This is a genomic window from Acetobacter sp. UBA5411 (assembly GCF_002409645.1).
Lineage (GTDB): Bacteria > Pseudomonadota > Alphaproteobacteria > Acetobacterales > Acetobacteraceae > Acetobacter.
Genome location: NZ_DHNR01000007.1, coordinates 39,246 through 59,473, shown reverse-complemented (window position 1 = coordinate 59,473; position 20,228 = coordinate 39,246). Strand labels below are relative to the sequence as shown.

General features: G+C 57.6%; 18 protein-coding genes. 8 read left to right on the top strand and 10 right to left on the bottom strand.

Annotation, left to right across the window (positions count from 1 at the left end; translation table 11 throughout):
• Nucleotides 1-90 precede the first annotated feature (90 nt).
• Nucleotides 91-525 carry a flagellar biosynthesis repressor FlbT gene (locus B3759_RS02900; protein ID WP_291363452.1) on the bottom strand — a complete coding sequence of 145 codons (435 nt, stop codon included), beginning with the start codon at nucleotides 523-525 and terminating at the stop codon, nucleotides 91-93.
• A 134-nt stretch (nucleotides 526-659) separates the two neighbouring features.
• Nucleotides 660-1,577, bottom strand: a complete 918-nt coding sequence (locus B3759_RS02895; RefSeq protein ID WP_026199944.1) for a LysR family transcriptional regulator — start codon at nucleotides 1,575-1,577, stop codon at nucleotides 660-662.
• 310 nt (nucleotides 1,578-1,887) lie between these two features.
• Between B3759_RS02895 and rpsD the strand changes: the two genes are divergently transcribed.
• The 5 genes from rpsD to B3759_RS02870 all read left to right on the top strand — a co-directional run bounded on the left by rpsD (nucleotide 1,888) and on the right by B3759_RS02870 (nucleotide 6,300).
• Nucleotides 1,888-2,505 (top strand): 30S ribosomal protein S4, encoded by a 618-nt coding sequence (gene rpsD / locus B3759_RS02890; protein WP_010666343.1) that lies wholly within the window; start codon nucleotides 1,888-1,890, stop codon nucleotides 2,503-2,505.
• Nucleotides 2,506-2,616: 111 nt separating this feature from the next.
• On the top strand, nucleotides 2,617-4,179 hold the full coding sequence (locus B3759_RS02885) for a peptide chain release factor 3 (protein WP_291363449.1): 1,563 nt from the start codon (nucleotides 2,617-2,619) through the stop codon (nucleotides 4,177-4,179).
• Nucleotides 4,180-4,242: 63 nt separating this feature from the next.
• Entirely contained in the window at nucleotides 4,243-4,416 is a 174-nt protein-coding gene (locus B3759_RS02880; protein ID WP_291363447.1) for a hypothetical protein, read from the top strand.
• 155 nt (nucleotides 4,417-4,571) lie between these two features.
• On the top strand, nucleotides 4,572-5,381 hold the full coding sequence (locus tag B3759_RS02875) for an IclR family transcriptional regulator (protein WP_291363445.1): 810 nt from the start codon (nucleotides 4,572-4,574) through the stop codon (nucleotides 5,379-5,381).
• 55 nt (nucleotides 5,382-5,436) lie between these two features.
• Complete coding sequence (locus B3759_RS02870; RefSeq protein WP_291363443.1) at nucleotides 5,437-6,300, top strand: DUF3108 domain-containing protein; 864 nt, start codon at nucleotides 5,437-5,439, stop codon at nucleotides 6,298-6,300.
• Nucleotides 6,301-6,359: 59 nt separating this feature from the next.
• Here B3759_RS02870 and B3759_RS02865 read toward each other — a convergent pair whose 3' ends face one another.
• Entirely contained in the window at nucleotides 6,360-8,042 is a 1,683-nt protein-coding gene (locus tag B3759_RS02865) for a M3 family oligoendopeptidase (RefSeq protein WP_291363492.1), read from the bottom strand.
• A 187-nt stretch (nucleotides 8,043-8,229) separates the two neighbouring features.
• Here B3759_RS02865 and B3759_RS02860 point away from each other — a divergent pair, with 187 nt between their 5' ends.
• Both B3759_RS02860 and B3759_RS02855 read left to right on the top strand, forming a co-directional pair.
• The gene (locus B3759_RS02860; RefSeq protein ID WP_291363441.1) at nucleotides 8,230-9,072 is read left to right on the top strand and encodes a 2OG-Fe(II) oxygenase; all 843 of its coding nucleotides are present in this window, start codon (nucleotides 8,230-8,232) and stop codon (nucleotides 9,070-9,072) included.
• Nucleotides 9,073-9,468: 396 nt separating this feature from the next.
• On the top strand, nucleotides 9,469-11,073 hold the full coding sequence (locus tag B3759_RS02855; protein WP_291363439.1) for a B12-binding domain-containing radical SAM protein: 1,605 nt from the start codon (nucleotides 9,469-9,471) through the stop codon (nucleotides 11,071-11,073).
• A 111-nt stretch (nucleotides 11,074-11,184) separates the two neighbouring features.
• Here B3759_RS02855 and B3759_RS02850 read toward each other — a convergent pair whose 3' ends face one another.
• The 4 genes from B3759_RS02850 to gluQRS form a co-directional block, all read right to left on the bottom strand.
• Nucleotides 11,185-12,405, bottom strand: a complete 1,221-nt coding sequence (locus B3759_RS02850; RefSeq protein WP_291363437.1) for a pyridoxal phosphate-dependent aminotransferase — start codon at nucleotides 12,403-12,405, stop codon at nucleotides 11,185-11,187.
• Nucleotides 12,406-12,422: 17 nt separating this feature from the next.
• A complete protein-coding gene (locus B3759_RS02845; protein WP_010666436.1) occupies nucleotides 12,423-13,625 on the bottom strand; it encodes a pyridoxal phosphate-dependent aminotransferase in 1,203 nt (400 codons plus the stop codon).
• A gap of 265 nt (nucleotides 13,626-13,890) precedes the next feature.
• Nucleotides 13,891-15,198, bottom strand: coding sequence for a glycoside hydrolase family 68 protein (locus tag B3759_RS02840; RefSeq protein ID WP_291363434.1), 1,308 nt, complete (start codon nucleotides 15,196-15,198; stop codon nucleotides 13,891-13,893).
• 105 nt (nucleotides 15,199-15,303) lie between these two features.
• Complete coding sequence (gluQRS, locus tag B3759_RS02835; protein ID WP_291363432.1) at nucleotides 15,304-16,182, bottom strand: tRNA glutamyl-Q(34) synthetase GluQRS; 879 nt, start codon at nucleotides 16,180-16,182, stop codon at nucleotides 15,304-15,306.
• Between the two features lie 218 nt (nucleotides 16,183-16,400).
• Between gluQRS and B3759_RS02830 the strand changes: the two genes are divergently transcribed.
• Nucleotides 16,401-16,946, top strand: a complete 546-nt coding sequence (locus B3759_RS02830) for an HNH endonuclease (protein ID WP_291363491.1) — start codon at nucleotides 16,401-16,403, stop codon at nucleotides 16,944-16,946.
• Nucleotides 16,947-16,952: 6 nt separating this feature from the next.
• Here the strand turns inward: B3759_RS02830 and B3759_RS02825 are convergent, their stop codons facing one another.
• The 3 genes from B3759_RS02825 to B3759_RS02815 form a co-directional block, all read right to left on the bottom strand.
• The gene (locus B3759_RS02825; RefSeq protein ID WP_291363430.1) at nucleotides 16,953-17,273 is read right to left on the bottom strand and encodes a hypothetical protein; all 321 of its coding nucleotides are present in this window, start codon (nucleotides 17,271-17,273) and stop codon (nucleotides 16,953-16,955) included.
• A gap of 158 nt (nucleotides 17,274-17,431) precedes the next feature.
• On the bottom strand, nucleotides 17,432-17,641 hold the full coding sequence (locus tag B3759_RS02820; protein ID WP_291363428.1) for a heavy-metal-associated domain-containing protein: 210 nt from the start codon (nucleotides 17,639-17,641) through the stop codon (nucleotides 17,432-17,434).
• Between the two features lie 96 nt (nucleotides 17,642-17,737).
• Nucleotides 17,738-20,155: a heavy metal translocating P-type ATPase gene (locus B3759_RS02815; RefSeq protein ID WP_291363426.1), complete on the bottom strand. Its 2,418-nt coding sequence runs from the start codon at nucleotides 20,153-20,155 to the stop codon at nucleotides 17,738-17,740.
• Nucleotides 20,156-20,228: the final 73 nt, after the last annotated feature.

The following is a 20,228-nucleotide window of genomic DNA, read 5'->3' as shown; positions in this document are numbered from 1 at the left end:
TTGATCGAAAGTGACATGTGGATTTTCTCCATTTGGTTTACTGCATTTTTTGCAGTGGTTCTATAAAATTATAAAAATCCTAATTTTGAGTTAATTGCCTTCTGATTCGTTCAGGCCACCTGCTGATGCGCTTGCATGGCCGATCACCGCGTCTTCATGGCGGATGATTCTGCGGGCGATTTTCAGCGCCTGATAAAAATTACCTTCAGAAGCGGCCTTCATGGCTTCGCTGAGAATCAGTCGCGCCGATACGGACGTGGTTTCCTGCATGAAGGTGGTGATGTGATATGTCGCTTCGGCAAGAGCCGCCATTTTTTCTTCCGGCGTGCCGACATAGGCTGTCTGCAACGCGTAATAGATGAGGCGTGCCGGGCTCGTGGCTTCTTCCGGTGGCATGAACTGACGTCCAAACAGAAAATTCGCCCGGTTTGTCAGTCTGATCTGTGCGGCTGTGAGAAAGTGGATGCCTGCTCCGTTGAGGATCATCCGGTCGCCGGCTTCAAGTCTGATACCTAACCCTGCCATTTTAAGCCCTTTTCATTGCGTGTTTCGCGATGAAGGAAGGATGGCATTGAAGTATTTATAAATAGTTATCCGGGAATAAATGTCGTTACCCAATAAGGGTTTGGTAAAGTTTTACCCAGGATTGCTTCTGGCAATTACTCGATTTTCTGGCTGCGCTCCACCCACTCGCCACAGGCATCTTTCAGCGCAGCGATGAATCGTCCGACAAGAGGAGCCGGACGTCCTTTCAGCACGGCAATGGCCAGAGTGGCGCTTGGAGCGGGTTCCTCAATGCGATGGAACGTGACGCCACCTGCGTGAATCTGGGAAAGGGACTGGGGCACGACTGAAACACCCAACCCAGCAGCGACCAGAGGAACTGTAGCCGCAATCTGTGGAGCCTGCTGACCCATGCGGGGCGTAAAACCGGCGTGCTGGCAGGCAGACAGAATGGCGTCATGAAAACCCGGCCCCAACTCTCTGGGAAAAATGATCAGCGGTTCATGTGCGAGCATTTCCAGTCGAATGGCGCCGCTGCCTTCATAGGCATGGCCACTTGGGAGGGCGGCCACGGTCGGCTCGTCAAGCAGCGGATAGACAGCCAGTTCGCGGTCATCTGTTACAGGAGGGCGCACGATCGCCACATCAACGCGACGGTCATGCAGTGCCTCGGACAGGGCCGGGGTGTTGCTCTCCTCGAACGAAACGACAACTTCTGGCCACGCTTCACGAAAACGTCGGATGGTCTGGGGGATAATCGGGAGAAGCGAGACTGCTCCGGCCAGTCCCACCCGGAGATGGCCCCGCTCACCGCGGGCGAGACCTTGTGCAAAGCCGAGAAAATCCTCTTCCATCGCAAGGATGGCTTTTGCCTGTCCGATCAGGGCGGCTCCGATATCGGTCAGTTCCACGCCGCGTGTGAGGCGATGAAATAAGGTCACGCCAAGAGCGCGTTCAAACTGTTTGATCTGCTGACTTAAAGGGGGCTGTTCCATGCCGATGGCCAGTGCCGCCTTGGTGAAGCTGCCGTGTTCGGCAACGGCCACGAAGTATCGTAGCTGCCTCAACTCCATGATACGTCTCCCTGCCAGTCAGGCGGGATCAGTAGCACAGATCGTTATTGAGAGATGTGTTTCGGGTAAAATCCGAGATGATCCTGAGGAAAACGGCAATCTGATTGACAATGAAGCTGTTTTCACTTAGGCCGCACTCCATTGCCGGGAAAGTGGACGGACCGGCTGGCCGATGGGGTGTATGCTCCCCCGGGTCAGTAATACGGGACGCGCCCGCTTCAGTCTGTTCCGGACTGGGGACTATCGGCGTCACAAGCCATATCAGACCGCAATGTCGGGTGTGGCTGTTTTATGAAAGTAGAGCGCGCCCATGAGCAAGCGCCTTGAGAGCAAGTACAAGATTAACCGCCGCCTTGGCGTAAACCTGTGGGGCCGTGCCAAGTCGCCGGTCAACAAGCGGGAATACGGTCCGGGTCAGCACGGTCAGCGTCGTAAGGGCAAGCCTTCCGACTTCTCCGTCCAGCTGATGGCGAAGCAGAAGCTGAAGGGTTACTACGGTAACATCAGCGAGAAGCAGTTCCGTAAATACTACGAAGAGGCTGTTCGTCGTAAGGGCGATACCTCCGAGAACCTGATCGGTCTGCTGGAGCGTCGTCTGGATGCCGTTGTTTACCGTCTGAAGTTCGCAGTAACGCCGTTTGCTGCACGTCAGTTCGTGAACCACGGTCATGTGCTGGTTAACGGCAAGAAAGTGAACATCCCGTCCTACCTCGTTCGCGAAGGTGACGTGATCGAAGTTCGCGAAAAGTCCAAGCAGCTTGCCGCTGTTCTGGATGCCTCGCAGAGCGGCGAGCGCGATGTTCCGGAATACATGGAAGTGGACCACCGCCAGATGAAGGGCTCGTTCCTGCGCGCTCCGAAGCTGTCCGATGTGCCATATCCGGTGCAGATGGAACCGAACCTGGTGGTCGAGTTCTACTCTCGCTGATTTCAGGACGCTCTGGCTCTTGCGGGCCAGGTGCTTTTTCAGACGCCGGGCGGAGACACTCTCTGTCCGGCGTTCCTGTTTTTTCTCCCCCAGTTCAGAGCCTCTCTCGCCATGACAGACATCAATGACGGCCCCGCGCCCCTGTCTTCTCTTGCCGGAGCCATCAGTCGGCGACGTACCTTTGCTATTATTTCCCATCCTGACGCCGGTAAAACGACGCTGACAGAGCGGATACTGCGAGCGGGCGGCGCCATCCAGATGGCGGGGAACGTCAGGGCAAAAGGTGAGAGGCGTCGGACCCGTTCTGACTGGATGGGCATCGAGCGTGATCGTGGCATTTCTGTCGTCACGTCCGTGATGACCTTTGAATATGGTGGCTGTGTTTTCAACCTGCTGGACACACCGGGCCATGAAGACTTCTCGGAAGACACTTACCGGACGCTGACCGCTGTTGATTCCGCCGTGATGGTGATTGACGCCGCCAAGGGTATTGAGGACCGGACACGCAAGCTGTTCGAGATCTGCCGTCTCCGCGACATTCCCATCGTCACGTTCATCAACAAGATGGATCGTGAGTCGCGTGATCCGTTCGAAATACTGGACGAAATTTCTTCCTCGCTGGCGCTTGATACGACCCCATTGACATGGCCGATCGGTCGGGCCGCGACCTTTATCGGCACGTATGACATCAGAAATGGCGAGATTCACACGACGGTGCCTGTCGAGGAAAGCGATCCGCGCATGGTGCAGGTGCGGGAGGAGCTTGAACTCGTGGAAGCCGCTCTTCCGGAATTCGACCGTGAGTCGTTCGATGAGGGGCATCTGACACCGGTGTTCTTCGGTAGCGCCATGAAAGAGATTGGCGTTACGGATCTGCTGGATGCGCTGGTCGCCTTCGGGCCTGCACCGCGTGCCCAGAACACTGAAAGTCGCACGGTCACGTCGGACGAGGCGCAGATGACGGCGCTCGTATTCAAGATTCAGGCGAACATGGACCCGAATCACCGGGATCGCATCGCCTTCGCCCGTGTCTGTTCAGGCAGACTGACCCGCGGGATGCGGCTGCTGAATACGCGGACGGGCAAGAGCTTTGTGCTGCATACGCCGCAGTTCTTCTTCGCCCGTGATCGTCAGCTTGCCGAGGAAGCCTTTGCCGGCGATGTGGTGGGTATTCCCAACCATGGCACCCTGCGCATCGGCGACACGCTGACGGAAGGTGAGTCCATCCGCTTTACCGGCGTTCCGTATTTCGCACCGGAAATCCTGCGGCGCGTGCGGCTCGATGATGCGATGAAGGCCAAGAAGCTGCGGCAGGCTCTGACCGAACTGGCGGAAGAGGGTGTCGTGCAGCTCTTCAGGCCACAGGATGGGGCACAGCCTATCGTCGGTGTCGTGGGAACCCTTCAGTTGGACGTGCTTCAGGAGCGCCTGAAAGGCGAATATGGCGTGGCCATCGGGTTCGATTCCACACCATTCTCACTGGCGCGCTGGGTGACGGGTGACCGGACGAAACTTGAGACGTTCATGCTGACGAACCGTTCGTCGATGGCGGATGATCTGGATGGCGATCCGGTGTTCCTGGCCAGTTCGGGCTTCATGATGCGCCGCACTGAGGAGATGAACCCGGATCTGTCGTTCCATGACGTCAAGCAGATCGGTATCGAAATCGGATAAGCCCGACGGGTAGCGCTCTTTCGTCAGTTTCAATCATGATTGCTGAAGGAAGGGTGCTGGCGCGTGCAGGATATATCTTCCTGTTGTGGGCATAGCGAAACTATTGGAGCCTTGCCCGCAGAGGGGGGGCTTCAGAGTCTGATGGGCTGGACGGACCGCCTGACGTCTCCGGTCAGCATGCAGGACTGCAAGCGGGACGGGGAGGAGATGATCGCTCTTTTGTCTGAAATCGGCTGATCTATATCAGGGGAGACAGCTGCTTTTGCAGTCTTCTATCAGCGTATTAGACGAGACCGTGTTCTGGTTTTTGTTGTTCATTATATTGAACACGATCCCGTATCTCGGATATATCCGATTCTTGAGAGCGACGTCAAGGACACTCATGGGTGATAATGATGAAAGAGAGTGAGTCGGTTCCGGCTCTTAGGCGTGCAGTGAAAATTCTGGATCTTGTCAGCACGCAGGATACGCCCCCCAATGCCGCAGCAATAGCCCGTCTCCTCGATCTTCCCCGCAGTTCGGCGCATGGGCTGGTGACGGTGATGGCCGAACTGGGGCTTCTGGAAGCTACAGGAGGATCGGGGGGAGGCGGTTTCCGACTTGGTTCCAGATTGCTCGACTGGGCGGTGCAGGTCAGTCCCAGACAGGATCTCCTGAATGCGTTTCATCAGCTGATTGGTGAAAGGCCGGAACTCGGCGCTTACACCGTCAGTCTGAGCACGCTGGAAGGCGAGGATGTCGTGTATGTCGCCAGCCGAGCAAACGAGAAGGGTTTTGGCATCCACTACAATGTAGGGCTTCGTCTGCCTGCCATGTACACCGCGACGGGCATGGCCCAGCTTGGGGCGATGGAGGGAGCCGCACTGAGAAAATGGCTCACGCTTTACCCGATGTCATCTTGGCCTGCCCCTCCAACCACGACGGGCGCCTCCGCTCCTGTCGCCGTGATGGATGAGATCGCCGGGGTGCGGCGTCGCGGATATGCGGTGGATGACGAGCAGGTACAGGTGGGCGTCTGGTGCTTTGCCGCACCGGTCCATGATCTTGCCGGGAATGTCGTTGCGGGCTTGGGGATCAGTCAGCCCAAACCGAAAGATACCCTGAAACAGGCAGAGGTGATGGGACGGCTTGTGGTCTCGATTGCCCAGACCCTGTCAGGGCGGCTGGGATACCGTGGACGCTGGGGCGGACTTGGCGAATGAAAGATTCTGGTTTTATGTAAAGGAAAGTTTTCCATCACAGCACTCGGTGAACAGTTTGAGCGACAATCATCCCCGAACCGGCAGCCTTTTCCTGCGCAACAGGATGACGGCGAGACGATTGCTGCTACCTGCGTGCTGTCTGTGTTTTCTGGTCGGTGGCTCTGCGCATGCGCAGGAGGCATCGCAAGCCAGTTCTCCCGCTGCTAACAGCGCGATCCACATCAAATACACGATTTATACGCACTGGCTCCCGGTGATGAAGCTGGAGACCAGCTTTCTGCTCGAACAGACGCATTATAACGTTACCATGCAGGCACGGGCCGAAGGGCTGCTCAGTATCTTCACCAGACTGCGTATCCAGTCTGTCGCGACCGGTGCCATTCAGAACGATGTCGTGGTGCCGTCTCGCTATGACAGTCAGGGTCTGAGCCGATCGGCCCAGCGTCACGTTGTTCTGGATTATCAGCATGGCCAGCCTGTCGTCACCTTGCAGGAGCCGAAAGAGACAGACCGTGAGCCGGTTCCGGATGAACTGCGGCAACGTGGAACCGATATCCTGAGCACCATGGCGAAGGTCATTCTGACGGTGCGGAAGACAGGTCATTGTGATGGCACATATGACGTGTTCGATGGAATCAGGGTGTCACATTTCACGCTGAAGACAACGGGACAGGACATGAAACCGGACGTCTTTCAGGACCGGAAGGTTCCGGCGATGCGCTGCGAATTTTCCGGATATCAGACCGCAGGCTTCATCAAGGGACATCAGGCGAAAGCCTTGCGTGAGCCTCACGGCGGGACGGTGTGGTTCATCAATGTGGATGGGTATGGACCGGTGCCGGTACGGACGGAAATCGATCACCCCAAGGTGGGGCATCTGACCGTCAAGCTGGATAAGCTTGAGAAAGGCGCAGGCTGAAAACTGTGAGGCCCTGCGTCAGGCGTTTGATCTAACGCAGGTGCCGAAGGTTTGGAGCCTTAACGCGGACCGTTTTCCAGAAAATCAGCCGCTTCCTGAACAACGTCGGCCAGCACGCCGGAAGCGAACGGTGAAACAAGTCCGGCCTTGGCGATCAGTCCGGTGAATGGCGCTGATCCTCCCTGCGCGCACAGCCCTTCATAGGCTTTCATCGCCGCCGGTTCATCGCGCCGGGACTGAAGCCAGAGTTGCATCGCGCAGCAGAGAGCCAGCGTATAGTCGATGTAATAGAACGGGTTGCGGTAGATATGCCCCTGCGCCTGCCAGCGTCCGCCGTGCGCTGGATAGGAGAGGTCGCCATAATCACGCCACGGCATGTAATGGCGTTCCAGACGCCGCCATGTTTCGTGACGCTCCTGTGCTGTCATGGTGGGATTGGCGTACACTTCATGCTGGAAGTGATCGACGCACACGCCATAGGGCAGAAAGCTCAGCGACCCGATCAGATGCATCCGGCGGAAACGGTCGGCAGCGCCCTCCTCAACCATCAGTTCCATGTGCGGCCATGTCAGGAATTCCAGCCCCATGGAGTCGATTTCCGCCGCTTCCATGGTTGGCCACAATTCGTCGATGGTCGGCAGGTCGCGGCTGCGCCAGTTCTGATAGGCGTGTCCCATTTCATGCGTGAAGACATTGATATCGCCATGCGTGCCGTTGAAGTTGGCGAAAATGAACGGCATCCCGACATCGGGGAAGGCGGTGCAGAAACCACCGCCTGCCTTGCCGTCCCGGTTCTTGAGATCGACGTAACCACCCGACACCATGCTCTTGAAGAACGGTCCGAGATCGCCTGACATGCGGTCGAACATGGTCTGGGCGCGCTCGATGAGCAGGTCATAGTCGCCGGCGGGCTTCGGATTGCCTCTGGGGTCTACAAAGCTCTCGTCCCAGTAATGCAGGGTGGGCCAGCCCATCTCTTCTCGACGCTGTTCCAGCAGCGACGCGACCAGTGGTGTGACGTGCGTGACGACTTCCTCGCGGAAACGGGCGACTTCTTCCGGGCTGTAATCGACGCGGCGCAGGCGACGGTAGCCAAGCGGCGTATAGGTCTCGAAGCCAAGCGTGCGGGCCATATCCGTGCGCAGTTCGACCAGTCGTCCGAAGAGTGTGTCGAGTGTCTCTCCATGTTCGGCAAAGAACGCCCATCTAGCCTGCTCGGCGGCGTGGCGTATGGCGCGGTCAGGGTGCTCCATCCAGGGCGCAAGGCCGGACAGGTTGACCGTCTGTCCTTCGATTTCGATTCGGGCCGAGGCGAGCAGGGCAGTGTACTCGCTTGTCAGACGCGCTTCTTCTTCGAGTGCGCTCTCGATCCGTGGGTCGAATGTCGTAACGTCGCTTTTCCAGAGGGCGATGACGTGCGGACCGACAATGGCGACTGTCGCGTCATGGAACTGGTCAGAGAGGAAACGCTTTTTCAGAGTGACTTCATGCGCCGTCGCCTTGGGAGTCAGGCGATCCGCGTAATCGCGATCCTGCTTTGCTTCTTCGCTTGTCGTATCCTGAGCAAAACGTAGATAGACAAGCGCCGCCCAGCTTTCAAAGGTGCGGCGTTCACGGTCGAAGCTCGATAGAGCGCCCTTAAGGTCATTTTTATCGAGCAGGACAGCGACAGAACCGAAACCATCAGCGAGGCTGGCTTCCGTTGGGCGAGGAAAAGACAGGGATGCGAAGCTTTGGGTCATGGTGTAATCGTGCATGGATGAGGGCCTGCCGTCCATCCTGATTTTTAGTGACAATTGATACGATCGTTTACGTTCTCTTTTAATATCTGTTGTCTAAAAAATATTTGTGGTGCTGCCGGTCAGGACGGGATGTTCGTCTCTGAAGGAAAGCCCGTGCAGAAATGATAAGGCCGAGAGGCGGGCGTACATGAATACGATTTTATCCGCAGCAGAGTGCAGCAAGATCAGGAACAGTCTGTGGACTCCTCCTGACCCGGCTTTGACTGCTGCATATGCGCAAAAGTTTCGATCAGCCCGGCCTTATCCGCATCTTGTGATGGATCGCCTGTTTGATCCAGCCCATCTGTCAGCCGTTCTGAAGGAAAGTCCGCATATCCGGCATGAGGCGTGGGAACCGCATTATACGCGCCTGCAGAGCAAGAAAATTCTGAATAGCCTTGAAGATATGCCGCCTGCGATGCTGGCTTATTTCGAGACCCTCCATTCCGCCGCCTTTGTTTCTTTTCTTGAAACGCTGACCGGCCTTTCCGGCCTTCAGCCTGACCTGACGCTATATGGTGGCGGCCTTCATGAAGCCCGCCATGATGGACATTTTGAAATTCACGTCGATTTTCAGAAGCATCCGGATACCAAACTGCGCAATGCATTGGTGGTGATTACCTACCTCAACGAAGGATGGCAGGAAGGAGATGGGGGAGAACTGGAACTCTGGGACGCTTTTGCCTGTCGGCCGGAGGTTCAGGTTGCTCCCCTGTTCGGTCGCACGCTGATCATGGAACAGTCAGAAATCGCGCTTCACGGTTATCCGCACCCGCTGACCACCGGATCACGACGCGCTTTGATTACGTATTTTTACAAACATGACCTACATGTGTTTGAACGACAGTTCGAAAGCACACATTATCTGCGGCGACCGGGTCTGCCCGCGGATCGACGGTTACAGATGGCGATCCGGGATTATCTGCCGAAGCCTGCCGTGTCAGCGCTTCGTCGTCTTCGGTCACATTTTGTCCACCGCAAGTTGAAATAACGAGGATATTTTCTCAGGACATATGTTGCTGACAACTCGTCAGGAGAAGGGGGGGCAATAGACCTTGTTGGACCGTTACGAGCAACGTGAGCAGTGCTGATTACATTGGCGCGTCCACGGGACATAGAGAGTAGCGCCGTTGTCGTTGCTCTATCGCCATCTCGGAATATTGGGCTTATAAAAGATTATTCCCTTGAGCAGAGGGTCATGTGACTGACCTTTTGTCAGGATGTTGCCGTTCGGACTTCCTGAGCCGACGCCGATAAAAGGCGCTCGCGGCATACCAAATTTCTTAAAACTGAATGAGGCCGTTTCGCGGTCCGGCGCGCTTTCGCTCAAAAAGAGTAATCTCCTGCTTTGAGCGTGATCAGCTGTTTATCAAAGGATCTTTCCGTGATGACTGACAGCTGCAAGGTCCTGATGATCTTTCCGCTTTTTAACGCCGGTTCATTCTGGAACTACAAGGAAGCCTGTGATCTGGCTGGTGCCCGCTATCCGGCAGCACCGCTTGGGCTGATCACCGTCGCGGCATTGCTCCCGAAAAATTGGGAGATCAGACTGACCAATCGCAATACTGAGCTCCTGACGGATGCGGATTTCGCCTGGGCCGACATGGTGATGACCGGCGGGATGCTTCCCCAGCGAAACGACGCCGTGCAGATTATTGAGAGATGCCGCATTGCTGGAAAACCGGTGGTGGTCGGCGGCCCGGATGTTACATCCAGCCCGGATATCTATGCCGCAGCGAATTTTCAGGTTCTCGGAGAAGCCGAGGAGATTATGGCCGACTTCATTATGGCATGGCGGAATGGTCTCAGGCGCGGCGTTTTCAAGGCTCCCATGGGCAAGACGGATGTGACCCTGAGTCCGTTACCGCGTTTTGATTTGCTGAAGCTGGATCAGTATCTGCATGTCGGGGTTCAGTTCTCGCGCGGGTGCCCGTTCAACTGCGAATTCTGTGACATCATCGAACTGTATGGCAGAGTGCCGCGCACCAAGACGAATGAACAGGTTCTGGCCGAACTGAATGCCCTGTACGCGCTCGGTTATCGCGGACATGTCGATTTCGTCGATGATAACCTGATCGGCAACAAGAAGGCGCTGAGGAAATTTCTGCCCGACCTGAAACGCTGGCAGGACGACAAACGTTTTCCGTTCGAGTTCTCGACCGAAGCATCAATCAACCTCGCTGATGATCCCGAACTGCTGGATGATCTGGCCGAAAGCAATTTCTTCGCCGTGTTCGTCGGGATCGAGAGTCCCGACACAGACACTTTGGTCATGACGCAGAAAAAGCAGAATACCCGCCGCAGTCTGCAACAGAGCATCGCCACGATTCACAGAGCCGGAATTTTCGTAAATGCTGGCTTCATTGTCGGTTTTGACAGTGAGAAGGGCAGCGTTGCGGCTGGCATGATCGACTGTATCGAAGACACGGCGATCCCGGTCTGCATGGTCGGCCTGCTTTATGCGCTGCCAACGACCCAGCTCACGCGTCGTCTGCTGGATGAAGGGCGGCTCTTCTCAGACGACCGACAGCCTCAATCCGGGGATCAGTGTACCGCAGGGTTGAACTTCGAGACTAAACGGCCACGTCGTGATGTTCTGGATGATTACAGGACGGTGCTAAAGGCAATTTACGAACCGGCTGCTTATTTCGATCGTGTTCGCAGGCTGGGCCGGATGCTCGGTCGCAAGCGTGCTCACCGGATGATACGCGGTGATCTTCGCAGCTTCGTTCGTCTGCTATTCCGGATTCATCGTGCCGGACCGGGAACCGGACGACAGTTCTGGCGCATGTTGCTTGACTGCGCCCTGCATAATCCAAAAGCGTTGCCCTATGTGATCATGACAAGTGCGCTTTATCTGCATCTCGGCCCGTTTTCGCGACAGGTCATTGGCGATATCGATCGGGAAATCGCCAATATTGATCAAGGACATTGGCAGCCTCCACCTCTTCAGCAGAAGTCTGACGAGTTGGAGCTTCTTCCCGCCGCCTGATTTATGGTCCGGATTCTATTCTTCGGATAACTATCGGGGTAGGCAAACGCCCGTTTGGCACATCGACATCCTGAAAACGGACCGTCTACCTATCCCGCACGGCATCAGCCGTTATTTCAACGTGCGGATAAATCCTTCTATACGGGCGGATGCCTCTTTCAACGCTGCATCCGCTGTTGCACAGGACAGCCGCAGATAAGGCGCAAGCCCGAACGCGCTGCCCGGTACGGTAGCGACATGAGCCTCTTCCAGTAACGCCATGGCAAAATCGGTATCCGTGTTCAGTCTGCTCCCTCCGGCTGTGACGCGACCAAGGCATCCGGCAATACCAGGATAGACATAGAAAGCGCCCGCAGGATTGGCGCAGGTCAGACCGGGAATATTGCGCAATGCGGCAACCATCAGATTACGGCGACGCTCGTAGGTCGCGACCATGTCCCGGATCAGGTCTGGCGGGCTGTCCAGCGCCGCCGCTGCTGCGGCCTGCGCGACTGTGCAGACGCCTGATGTCGCGTTGCTCTGGACGCTGCGCATCGCGGCGATCAGACGCTTGGGACCGCCAGCATAACCCACGCGCCAGCCGGTCATGGCGTAAGCCTTGGCGACACCATTCATGGTGACGATGCGGTCTTTCAGATCCGGCGCAATCGCAGCGAAAGAAGTGAAACGATTATTGTCGAAGACGAGATGTTCATAGATCTCGTCAGAGAGAATCCAGACATTCGGATAAGCACGAAGAACTTCGGCAATGCCGCGCAGGTCGTTTTCCGAACACAGCCCGCCTGTCGGATTGTTCGGAAAATTCAGCACCAGCCATTTGGTACGTGGCGTCATGACTGCGGCGAGGCGTTCGGGTTTCAGGCTGAAGCCATCTGCCTCATCGCAGACCGGATGGACCGGCACGCCCCCGAACATTCTGGCGATCAGGGGATAGCTCACCCAGTAAGGGGCAGGTACGACCACCTCGTCACCGGGATTGATCGTCGCCATGAAGGCGTTGAAGATCACCTGCTTGCCGCCGTTTGAGACCATCAACTCGTCGGCAGCAAAGTCCAGACCGTTTTCACGGCTGAACTTGCGGGCGACGGCTGCCTTCAGTTCCGGTGTGCCGTCCACTGGCGGATATTTCGTCTTGCCTGCAAGCGCTGCCTGATGCGCTGCTTCAATCGCAACGGCCGGCGTCGGAAAATCAGGCTCGCCGAGCGCCAGCGAAATGACTTCGTGTCCCTCGGCTCTCAGTTCTCTGGCCCGTCGCGCCATTTCGATGGTCGCGGGAGCGGGAAGTCCTTCAAGACGATGGGCGAGCGTTGGCCCGGTGGTGGTAACGGTCATGGCGAGCCTGTCTCCCTTTAGCTCAGGCTGGCACAGAAGCGCTGGATGCGGGTGCAGGCTTCACGCAGGCTTTCTGTATCCGTCGCATAGGACACACGGAAATGTCCGGCGAACATGAACGCAGAACCATGCACGGCGGCGACACCTTCTTCGTCGAGCAGGGCCGTCACAAACGCTTCGTCCCTGTCGATGATCACGCCCTTCTGGGTGCGCTTGCCGAGGCAGCCGCTCATCGACGGGAAGACATAAAACGCGCCTTCCGGACGACCGCAGGTGATGCCGGAAGCCTGATTGAGCATCGACACAACCAGATCACGGCGCTCGCGATAGGTCTCGCACATCGTGGCGATGAAATCCTGCGGGCCGCTGACAGCCTCAAGCGCCGCTGCCTGTGCGATGGAGCAGGGGTTGGACGTGGATTGTCCCTGTAGCTTGTTCATCGCTTTGGTCAGTTCCAGCGGTGCGCCGGAAAAACCGATGCGCCAGCCGGTCATGGCGTAGGCTTTGGACACGCCGTTCATGGTGACGGTGCGATCACGCAGACGCGGTTCCACCTGTACGATGGTCGCGGGCTTGAAGCCGTCATAGACCAGCTTGTCGTAGATATCGTCAGTGAAAACCCAGACATGCGGGTGCTTCAGCAGCACGTCGCACAGGGGACGCAGATCTTCAGCCGAATAGGTCGCACCCGTCGGATTGCAGGGCGAGTTCAGGAAGAACCATTTGGTCTTCGGTGTGATGGCTGCTTCCAGATCTTCGGCGGTCAGTTTGAAGCCGTTCTCCGCACGACACGGAACGATCACGGGGATACCGTCAGCCAGCGCCACGATGTCGGGATAGGACACCCAGCACGGAGCCGGAATGATCGCCTCGTCACCTTTATTGATGGTGGCGACCATGGCGTTGTAGATCACCTGCTTGCCGCCGGTGGAAACGATGATTTCCTCGGGCTTGTAGTCCAGCCCGGAATCCAGACGGAAGCGCTCGGCGACGGCGGCGCGGAGGGCAGGGGTGCCCGCGACGTCCGTGTATTTCGTCTGGCCGGTTTCGATCGCCTTGATGGCCGCTGCCTTGATGCTGGCGGGCGTGTCGAAATCAGGCTCGCCTGCGGAAAGGCTGATAATGTCCCGACCTTCCGCCTTGAGAGCGCGCGCTTTTGCCGAGATGGCAATGGTCTGGCTCGGGCTGATCTTGTTCAGGCGGTCGGCAATGAAGGACATAGGTTTTGATCCTGGGAAATGAAGTCCGGGGTTCTTGCGGCTCCGGTGGTCGGCCCCACGCCGACGGCGCAGCACGATAGAGGTTTTTTCCGCAATGAGGAACCGGTTCCTGTGAGGGGCGTGATGTAGCGACCAGCGGGAAACACGTCGTCAGGATTCAATAAACGCCAGAAAACCGGCGCTGCTGGGCAACGCCGGTCTCCGGTTCTTATGAAAAACACAGTCAGATCACGGAATCATGACCCGCTGTAATGATGCTGAAAGATCAGACCGTGGCCGGACGATGATCCCACGCATTGCCTACCGGCCACGCGGTCTGTGCATAGACCTGACCATAACCATGAACTTCCGACAGGAAGGTGCGGTCACCGTCGAGTTCGATCTTCACAGTTGGTGAAAGGGTCGCACCAATCCGGAAGTTTTCCGGGTTGTTGGGATCTTCACCCGGGGCCGGGAGTGTGTCGATGAACGCCTGCACGTAACCATCCGGGTCCACAAAGTGGGAATAGGTTTCGTAAGGCGCGCTGGACGGGTTACCCAGAACCAGACCGGAAGAGTTCAGCGGCTTGTAGGGACCGAAAAGACCGTTTTCGGAAACAAAGCCGTAAACACCGTCCGGACCGGACAGACCACCGCTGTAGGTGCTGTGATGGCTGATCGTGAACAGATACGTCAGGTTGTCACGGAACACGATGTGCGGCCGTTCCATCTGATCATTCACGCCCAGAGCCGTGACCAGCGGGTCAAGCTGTGTCCAGCGTGCGGTTGAAAAGTCGCCGCTCTTGTATGCGCCGTCATCCAGCACCGCGATGCCGATGGAGGCAGCGCCATACTGTGCGCCGGCATCGACAGCAAAACCGGGAGGCAGAACGCCCTGTTCCTCGCTGCCAATTGTAAACTCACCGCGCATACCGGCGACATTGCTTTCATAGAGGCAATAGACGCGGCCATCGGCCGGATTTACGAACGGATGCGGGTCGCGGAAGTCAAAATATTCGTCCTGCTGGGAATTGGCGTTGTGAATGCCATCTGCCGAGAACATTTCTGTTGTGGTCTTGAAACCTCCGAACCAGACACCGTTTGCATCGGCGAAGATCTGACCGGTGGAAACGGATGGAACGGACTGGTTGATCGGGGAGTCCGCTTCGGATGTATAGAACATGTCAACGACATTGCCCGTGCCTTCGCGCATGACCAGTCCACCGGACCATTCATGCGGGCGGAGATCGGCGGAGGTGTTCAGAAGACGGCCGCCCCACTGCCAGTCAGCGCCATTACCTGTGCGGGAATACCAGTAACCGATATAGGCGCGGTCGTTGCGGGAATGCCATTCGTCATAAATGTCATCATTGTTCAGGTCGATCTTGTCGACCGCGAGAGACCAGATAACGTGCCACCCCTTAAATGTGACGGTCTGGCCGTGAATGTTGCGAAGTGCACCCGTGTCCCAGATCATCACCGACTCATCCATTGTCGGGAAGTTCTGGGCAATCACGGGCATGGTTGTAGTCGGATCGTCAGCGTGTACCTTGAGGGCGTCTGCAATAGTCCAACGTGACGTGTAGGAAGTCATTTAACTCTTAAATCTCCGGATTAAATCATGTCGGGTTACGACACGGCGGAGAATGACTGTCCTTACGCACGATTTCAGTGTTTCTGTGTAAGAGATCGCAGATCCTTAGAGCGTAACGCCCGCCGCCTTGCGCACTTCTTCCGGACTCATGCCGTTTTCCCGCATAGTTTTAATCGACAGGGCCCCGTCGCGTTTGGAGAGTTTTTTGCCTGCCGAATCTACCAGTAACGGATGAAAGGCATAAACGGGCTCAGGCCATTTCATCAGTTCCTGCAACAGACGATGAACGGCCGTGACATCCCGGAGTTCTTCTCCACGGGTCACCAGTGTTACGTCCTGAGTCGCATCATCATGGGTGACGCAGAGATGATAGGAGGCGGGCGTATCCTTGCGCGCCAGCACGACGTCTCCGAACAGACCGGGATGACAGACCACAGGCCCGCGATTGAGCTCCTGATAGGTGAGGGCCGGAGCGCTCAACCTGTCCAGTGCTTTCTGCACGTCCAGCCGAAGCGCGTAGGGTGCTCCGGCGGAAATCTTCTGCGCCCGCTCGGCATCATTTAGATGGCGGCAGGTTCCGGGATAAAGAAGGCTGCCGTCCGGGGCGTGGTGGGGAGCGGAAAAAGCCGCTGCCGCTTCCCGCGCTACATCTGCCCGTGAGCAGAAACAGGGATAGACCAATCCCTTATGCCTGAGAGCATCAAGGGTTTGCTGATAGAGCGGGAACCGTTCCGATTGCCGTAGCACGCCTGCTTCCCAGTGCAGCCCCGTCCACGCCAGATCGTCGAAAGCTTCCTGAATGAAGACCTCACGGCAGCGCACGGTGTCGATATCCTCGATACGCAGCAGGAACCGCCCGCCATGATCCGCATGACGTCGGGCAAAAAAAGCAGCGGCGATGTGACCGAGATGCAGAGGGCCGGTGGGGCTAGGCGCAAAGCGTGTAACCCAATGGTCCTGCTTGCAAAAAGTGGGAACCGTCATGCTTCGGCGCTCAACGGAAAGCTGTTGTCACGACCGGCTGTCACAGAAACCTCATGTCTTGCGGCGCGAACTTTCCTTGCAGTCTGAAAAAAGCTGCGCTTATACTTTAATAACACTTCTCGACGACGCGTGACCCTTTGGTGTGCAGTTTCGAGTTTGCCAAATGCGGATCATGAGCCGTCTCCGGGAAAAGGAAGCGCGCCTTGTCGGCTGGCAGTATGCACTATCCATCGCTCGTTTTGAACGCAGATTTCAGACCACTTTCCTACTTTCCGCTCTCGCTCTGGTCATGGCAGGACACGATCAAGGCTGTCTGCCTCGACCGCGTCTCAGTGCTGAGCGAATATGACGAGGAAGTGCATTCTCCAAGCTGCAGCATGCGGCTTCCAAGCGTCATTGCGCTGAAGGAATATGTCCCGACAGCACGCAGACCGGCCTTTACCCGCTTCAATCTTTTCCTGCGGGACAATTTTTCCTGCCAGTATTGCAATGACCAGCTTCCCACTCACGATCTGACATTCGACCATGTCATCCCTCGCAGCCGGGGAGGGCGGACAACATGGGAAAATATCGTGACCGCGTGCAGCACCTGCAATCTGCTCAAAGGATCGCGGATGCCGCACGAGATCCGTATGTTCCCCCGCAGGCAGCCTGCCCAGCCATCTTCGTGGGAATTGCAGGATAACGGGCGTGCCTTTCCACCGAACTATCTTCACGATAGCTGGCGGGATTATCTCTACTGGGATGTCGAACTGGAAAGCTGAAACGGCTTATTTTTTGTAGCTGTAGCCGTATTCTTCCGCCAGCGCCTGCAGGTCTGGCGCATTGTGCAGTTCCAGCGGAATAGGCTTTGCGGTCGCTTCACCAAACATGAAGCCGTGATTGGTCATGCGCTGGCAGGTATTGGCCGCGAGAGGAAACGAGAGATGGACAGCGCTGCCCATCTGTTTGTGCAGGCAGGATATGTCCGTGTCGTTCCACATCCGGCCGGTCTCGGCGGCGCAGCCCGACAGACAGAGAATTACGCCCGGAACAAGCCACTTTCTGACGTTTCTGCGCAGGCTGGAACTGGTTGAAGACGCCACAGTCATTCCTCGTTCGTCTCGAAATTCTGGTCGGGCAAGCCGGGCTTGCGTTCACGCCCATCGTCTCACGGCTTTTGCCATGACTGCCACCCTCAGGGAAGACGGCAGACGGCATTCCCCCCGCGTGCTGTTCGCATGACGCTATAGTTTCTGGCGACCGAAAGTCAGCCGACCACTTCAAAGCCCGCGGCTTCGATGGAGGGCGGGAAATTGCGTGGCCCCGTTTCCTTGGGATCATACTCGATCTTAACGGTGCCTTTTTCCAGAGACGGCTCAGCGGATTTCACACCGGGAATACCTTCCAACGCATGTTTGACGGACGTCACGCATCCCTCACAGGTCATGCCTTCCACCATGAGTGTCGTGGATTCCATGATTATTCTCCCTGAAAACTGTTGCTCGATCTTGCGATGAGCTTCCGGCAAGCATCCACAGACAGGGCGGCCTTGTCTACTCCTGAGCGCGACCCGTTATTCTGGATGACCATTCTTCGGGGTGGGAAGCGGCTTCCAGCGGTTCAGCAGCAAAGCACTGGTCACGACGGAAACGGAACTCATCGCCATGGCGGCACCCGAAAGCATGGGCGGCAGCACGCCGAAGGCGGCGAGGGGAACGCCCAGCGCGTTGTAGATGCAGGCGAAAAAGAGATTCTGCCGTATTTTGCGCGATGTCGCTCGCGAAAGACTGACGGCATCCACCAGCGCCAGAAGCCGGGATCGCATCAGCACGACATCCGCTGTCTCCAGCGCAACATCGGTGCCGCCGCCCATCGCGATGCCCACATCGGCGCTGGCAAGGGCAGGCGCGTCGTTGATGCCGTCGCCGACCATACCTATCAGCGTGCCGGGGGCAGCGTCAGTTCGCGTCTGTTTCACGGCGTCCGCCTTGTCGCCGGGGAGAACTTCGGCTCGTATGTCGACGATCCCCACGGCTTCCGCGACCCGGCGTGCTGCGGCCTGTGTGTCGCCGGTCACCATGATCGGGCGAATACCATAGCGTTTCAGCAGAGAGATGGCCTGAGCCGCATCCGGACGGATGGTGTCGGCAACAGCGATCCAGCCCAGAAGCTGACTACCCTTTTCCACGCCGATCAGCGTCTGTCCTGACATCATCGCGGCTTCGGCTTCACCGGAGGGGGCTATCCCAAGGAAGCGAGCCGAACCCAGTCTGACCGCTTCACCTTGATGGACACCTTCCAGACCATGTCCGGCTACGGCCCTGTTTCCCTCAATCACATCCGGCGTAATCTGTTGAGCAGTGGCCGCTTCCCGCACAGCTCTGGCCAGAGGATGGGAGGAGTCTCCTTCCAACCCTGCGGCCAAAGCAAGCAGAGAGGTTTCTGTCGTGTCCCCTTGCGGAAATACGCCTGAAACCTGTGGTCGTCCTTCCGTCAGGGTGCCGGTCTTGTCCATCAGCAGGACACCGATACGCCCAGTCTGTTCCAGCGCTTCGGCGGAACGGAACAGCAGCCCTGCCGCTGCTCCACGACCGGCACCCACCATGATCGCCGTCGGCGTGGCGAGGCCCAGCGCACAGGGACAGGCCACCACCAGCACGGCCACGGTGTTGATCAGACTGCGATCAAATGACCCGGTAACGAGCCAGCCGCCTGCCAGCGTCAGCAGGGCGATGACAAGAATGACCGGCACGAAAATGGCGGAAACCCGGTCAACCAGCCGTTCTATTGGTGCTTTGGAGCCCTCGGCCTCATCCACCATGCGGGTGATCCGCGCCAGCGCCGTGTCCGCTCCGACCGCCGTGGCCCGGACTCGCAGCACGCCAGCACCGTTGATGGTGCCGCCCCGAACCGGATCATTGGGACCACGACCAACCGGAATACTTTCCCCTGTCAGCATGGCTTCATCGAGATTGGACTCGCCGGTCAGGATCACGCCGTCTGTCGGCACGGCCTCACCGGGACGGATGACGAACACATCGCCGACAACGAGAGACGCAGCCGCGCGATCCTGCACACCCTGCGGCGTTTCGACATGCGCCGTGACCGGCTGAAGGTGGGCCAGTCGCTCCACGCCCGCCGCCGCCCGGTTGCGTGCGCCGGTCTCCATCAACCGCCCTGCCGTGACCAATGTGAGAACTGTCGCGCCGGACTCGAACCAAACCTGCTCGGGCAGTCCGAACACGGTGATCACGACGCTGGCGAACCACGCGACCGTTGTGCCGAGGGCGACGAGGACATCCATGTTGGCGCCGCCCCCACGCAGCGCCGCCCAGGCGCCCCGGTAGAATTTCGCACCGAGACCGAACTGGACCAGCGTGGCCAGCACAAGCTGTATCCATCGCGGCAGCATGAGATGCATGCCGCCCACCATGTCCAGAAGCAGTGGCGCGGTCAGCAAGATGCCAACGGTCAGTTCCAGTTGCAGACGACGTTTTTCCTGCTCGCGTCGCGTCTTGCGCGCCGTGTCGTCAGTCCCGGCAACCGTGGCGCTGAAACCGGCTTTTGTGACGGTGCCTATCAGATCATTGATCGAGACAGCGCCGGGAATGAAGTCGATGTCAGCCTTTCCAGTCGCCAGATTGACATTGGCGGTCACGCCTTCCTGACGCTCAAGAACCTTGGTGAGTCGGGCGCTGCAGGAAGCGCAGGTCATGCCCTCAATGGCGAGAGTGACGTGTTCCGGAACGACGCTGAATCCGGCCCGCGCCACGGCGTCTGTCACATCTTTCAAAGCCACGTGGTCGGGAGCGAGCGTGACCGCTGCCTTGTGCGTTGCGAAACTGACGTGAGCAGACACACCCGGCAGGCGATTCAGGACCTTTTCCAGCCGTGCCGCGCAGGCTGCGCAGGTCATGCCTTCCACCGGCAAAGCTAATGCTGTGGGCATTGGTTCCAGTCTGTTTTGCGGGGTGTCTGCGGCGTTGATCATATGTGTGTCCTCAGACTGATTCCTTTCGGAATGCAGACTGTCCGGCGGTCGTAAACCCATTGTTAAGGGATAT

Bases quoted from the DNA above. Each gene is read 5' to 3' on its own strand.
- B3759_RS02900 (WP_291363452.1), bottom strand. From the start codon at position 525: ATGGCAGGGTTAGGTATCAGACTTGAAGCCGGCGACCGGATGATCCTC.
- B3759_RS02895 (WP_026199944.1), bottom strand. From the start codon at position 1,577: ATGGAGTTGAGGCAGCTACGATACTTCGTGGCCGTTGCCGAACACGGC.
- rpsD (WP_010666343.1), top strand. From the start codon at position 1,888: ATGAGCAAGCGCCTTGAGAGCAAGTACAAGATTAACCGCCGCCTTGGC.
- B3759_RS02885 (WP_291363449.1), top strand. From the start codon at position 2,617: ATGACAGACATCAATGACGGCCCCGCGCCCCTGTCTTCTCTTGCCGGA.
- B3759_RS02875 (WP_291363445.1), top strand. From the start codon at position 4,572: ATGATGAAAGAGAGTGAGTCGGTTCCGGCTCTTAGGCGTGCAGTGAAA.
- B3759_RS02865 (WP_291363492.1), bottom strand. From the start codon at position 8,042: ATGACCCAAAGCTTCGCATCCCTGTCTTTTCCTCGCCCAACGGAAGCC.
- B3759_RS02860 (WP_291363441.1), top strand. From the start codon at position 8,230: ATGAATACGATTTTATCCGCAGCAGAGTGCAGCAAGATCAGGAACAGT.
- B3759_RS02855 (WP_291363439.1), top strand. From the start codon at position 9,469: ATGACTGACAGCTGCAAGGTCCTGATGATCTTTCCGCTTTTTAACGCC.
- B3759_RS02850 (WP_291363437.1), bottom strand. From the start codon at position 12,405: ATGACCGTTACCACCACCGGGCCAACGCTCGCCCATCGTCTTGAAGGA.
- B3759_RS02845 (WP_010666436.1), bottom strand. From the start codon at position 13,625: ATGTCCTTCATTGCCGACCGCCTGAACAAGATCAGCCCGAGCCAGACC.
- B3759_RS02840 (WP_291363434.1), bottom strand. From the start codon at position 15,198: ATGACTTCCTACACGTCACGTTGGACTATTGCAGACGCCCTCAAGGTA.
- gluQRS (WP_291363432.1), bottom strand. From the start codon at position 16,182: ATGACGGTTCCCACTTTTTGCAAGCAGGACCATTGGGTTACACGCTTT.
- B3759_RS02830 (WP_291363491.1), top strand. From the start codon at position 16,401: ATGCACTATCCATCGCTCGTTTTGAACGCAGATTTCAGACCACTTTCC.
- B3759_RS02825 (WP_291363430.1), bottom strand. From the start codon at position 17,273: ATGACTGTGGCGTCTTCAACCAGTTCCAGCCTGCGCAGAAACGTCAGA.
- B3759_RS02820 (WP_291363428.1), bottom strand. From the start codon at position 17,641: ATGGAATCCACGACACTCATGGTGGAAGGCATGACCTGTGAGGGATGC.
- B3759_RS02815 (WP_291363426.1), bottom strand. From the start codon at position 20,155: ATGATCAACGCCGCAGACACCCCGCAAAACAGACTGGAACCAATGCCC.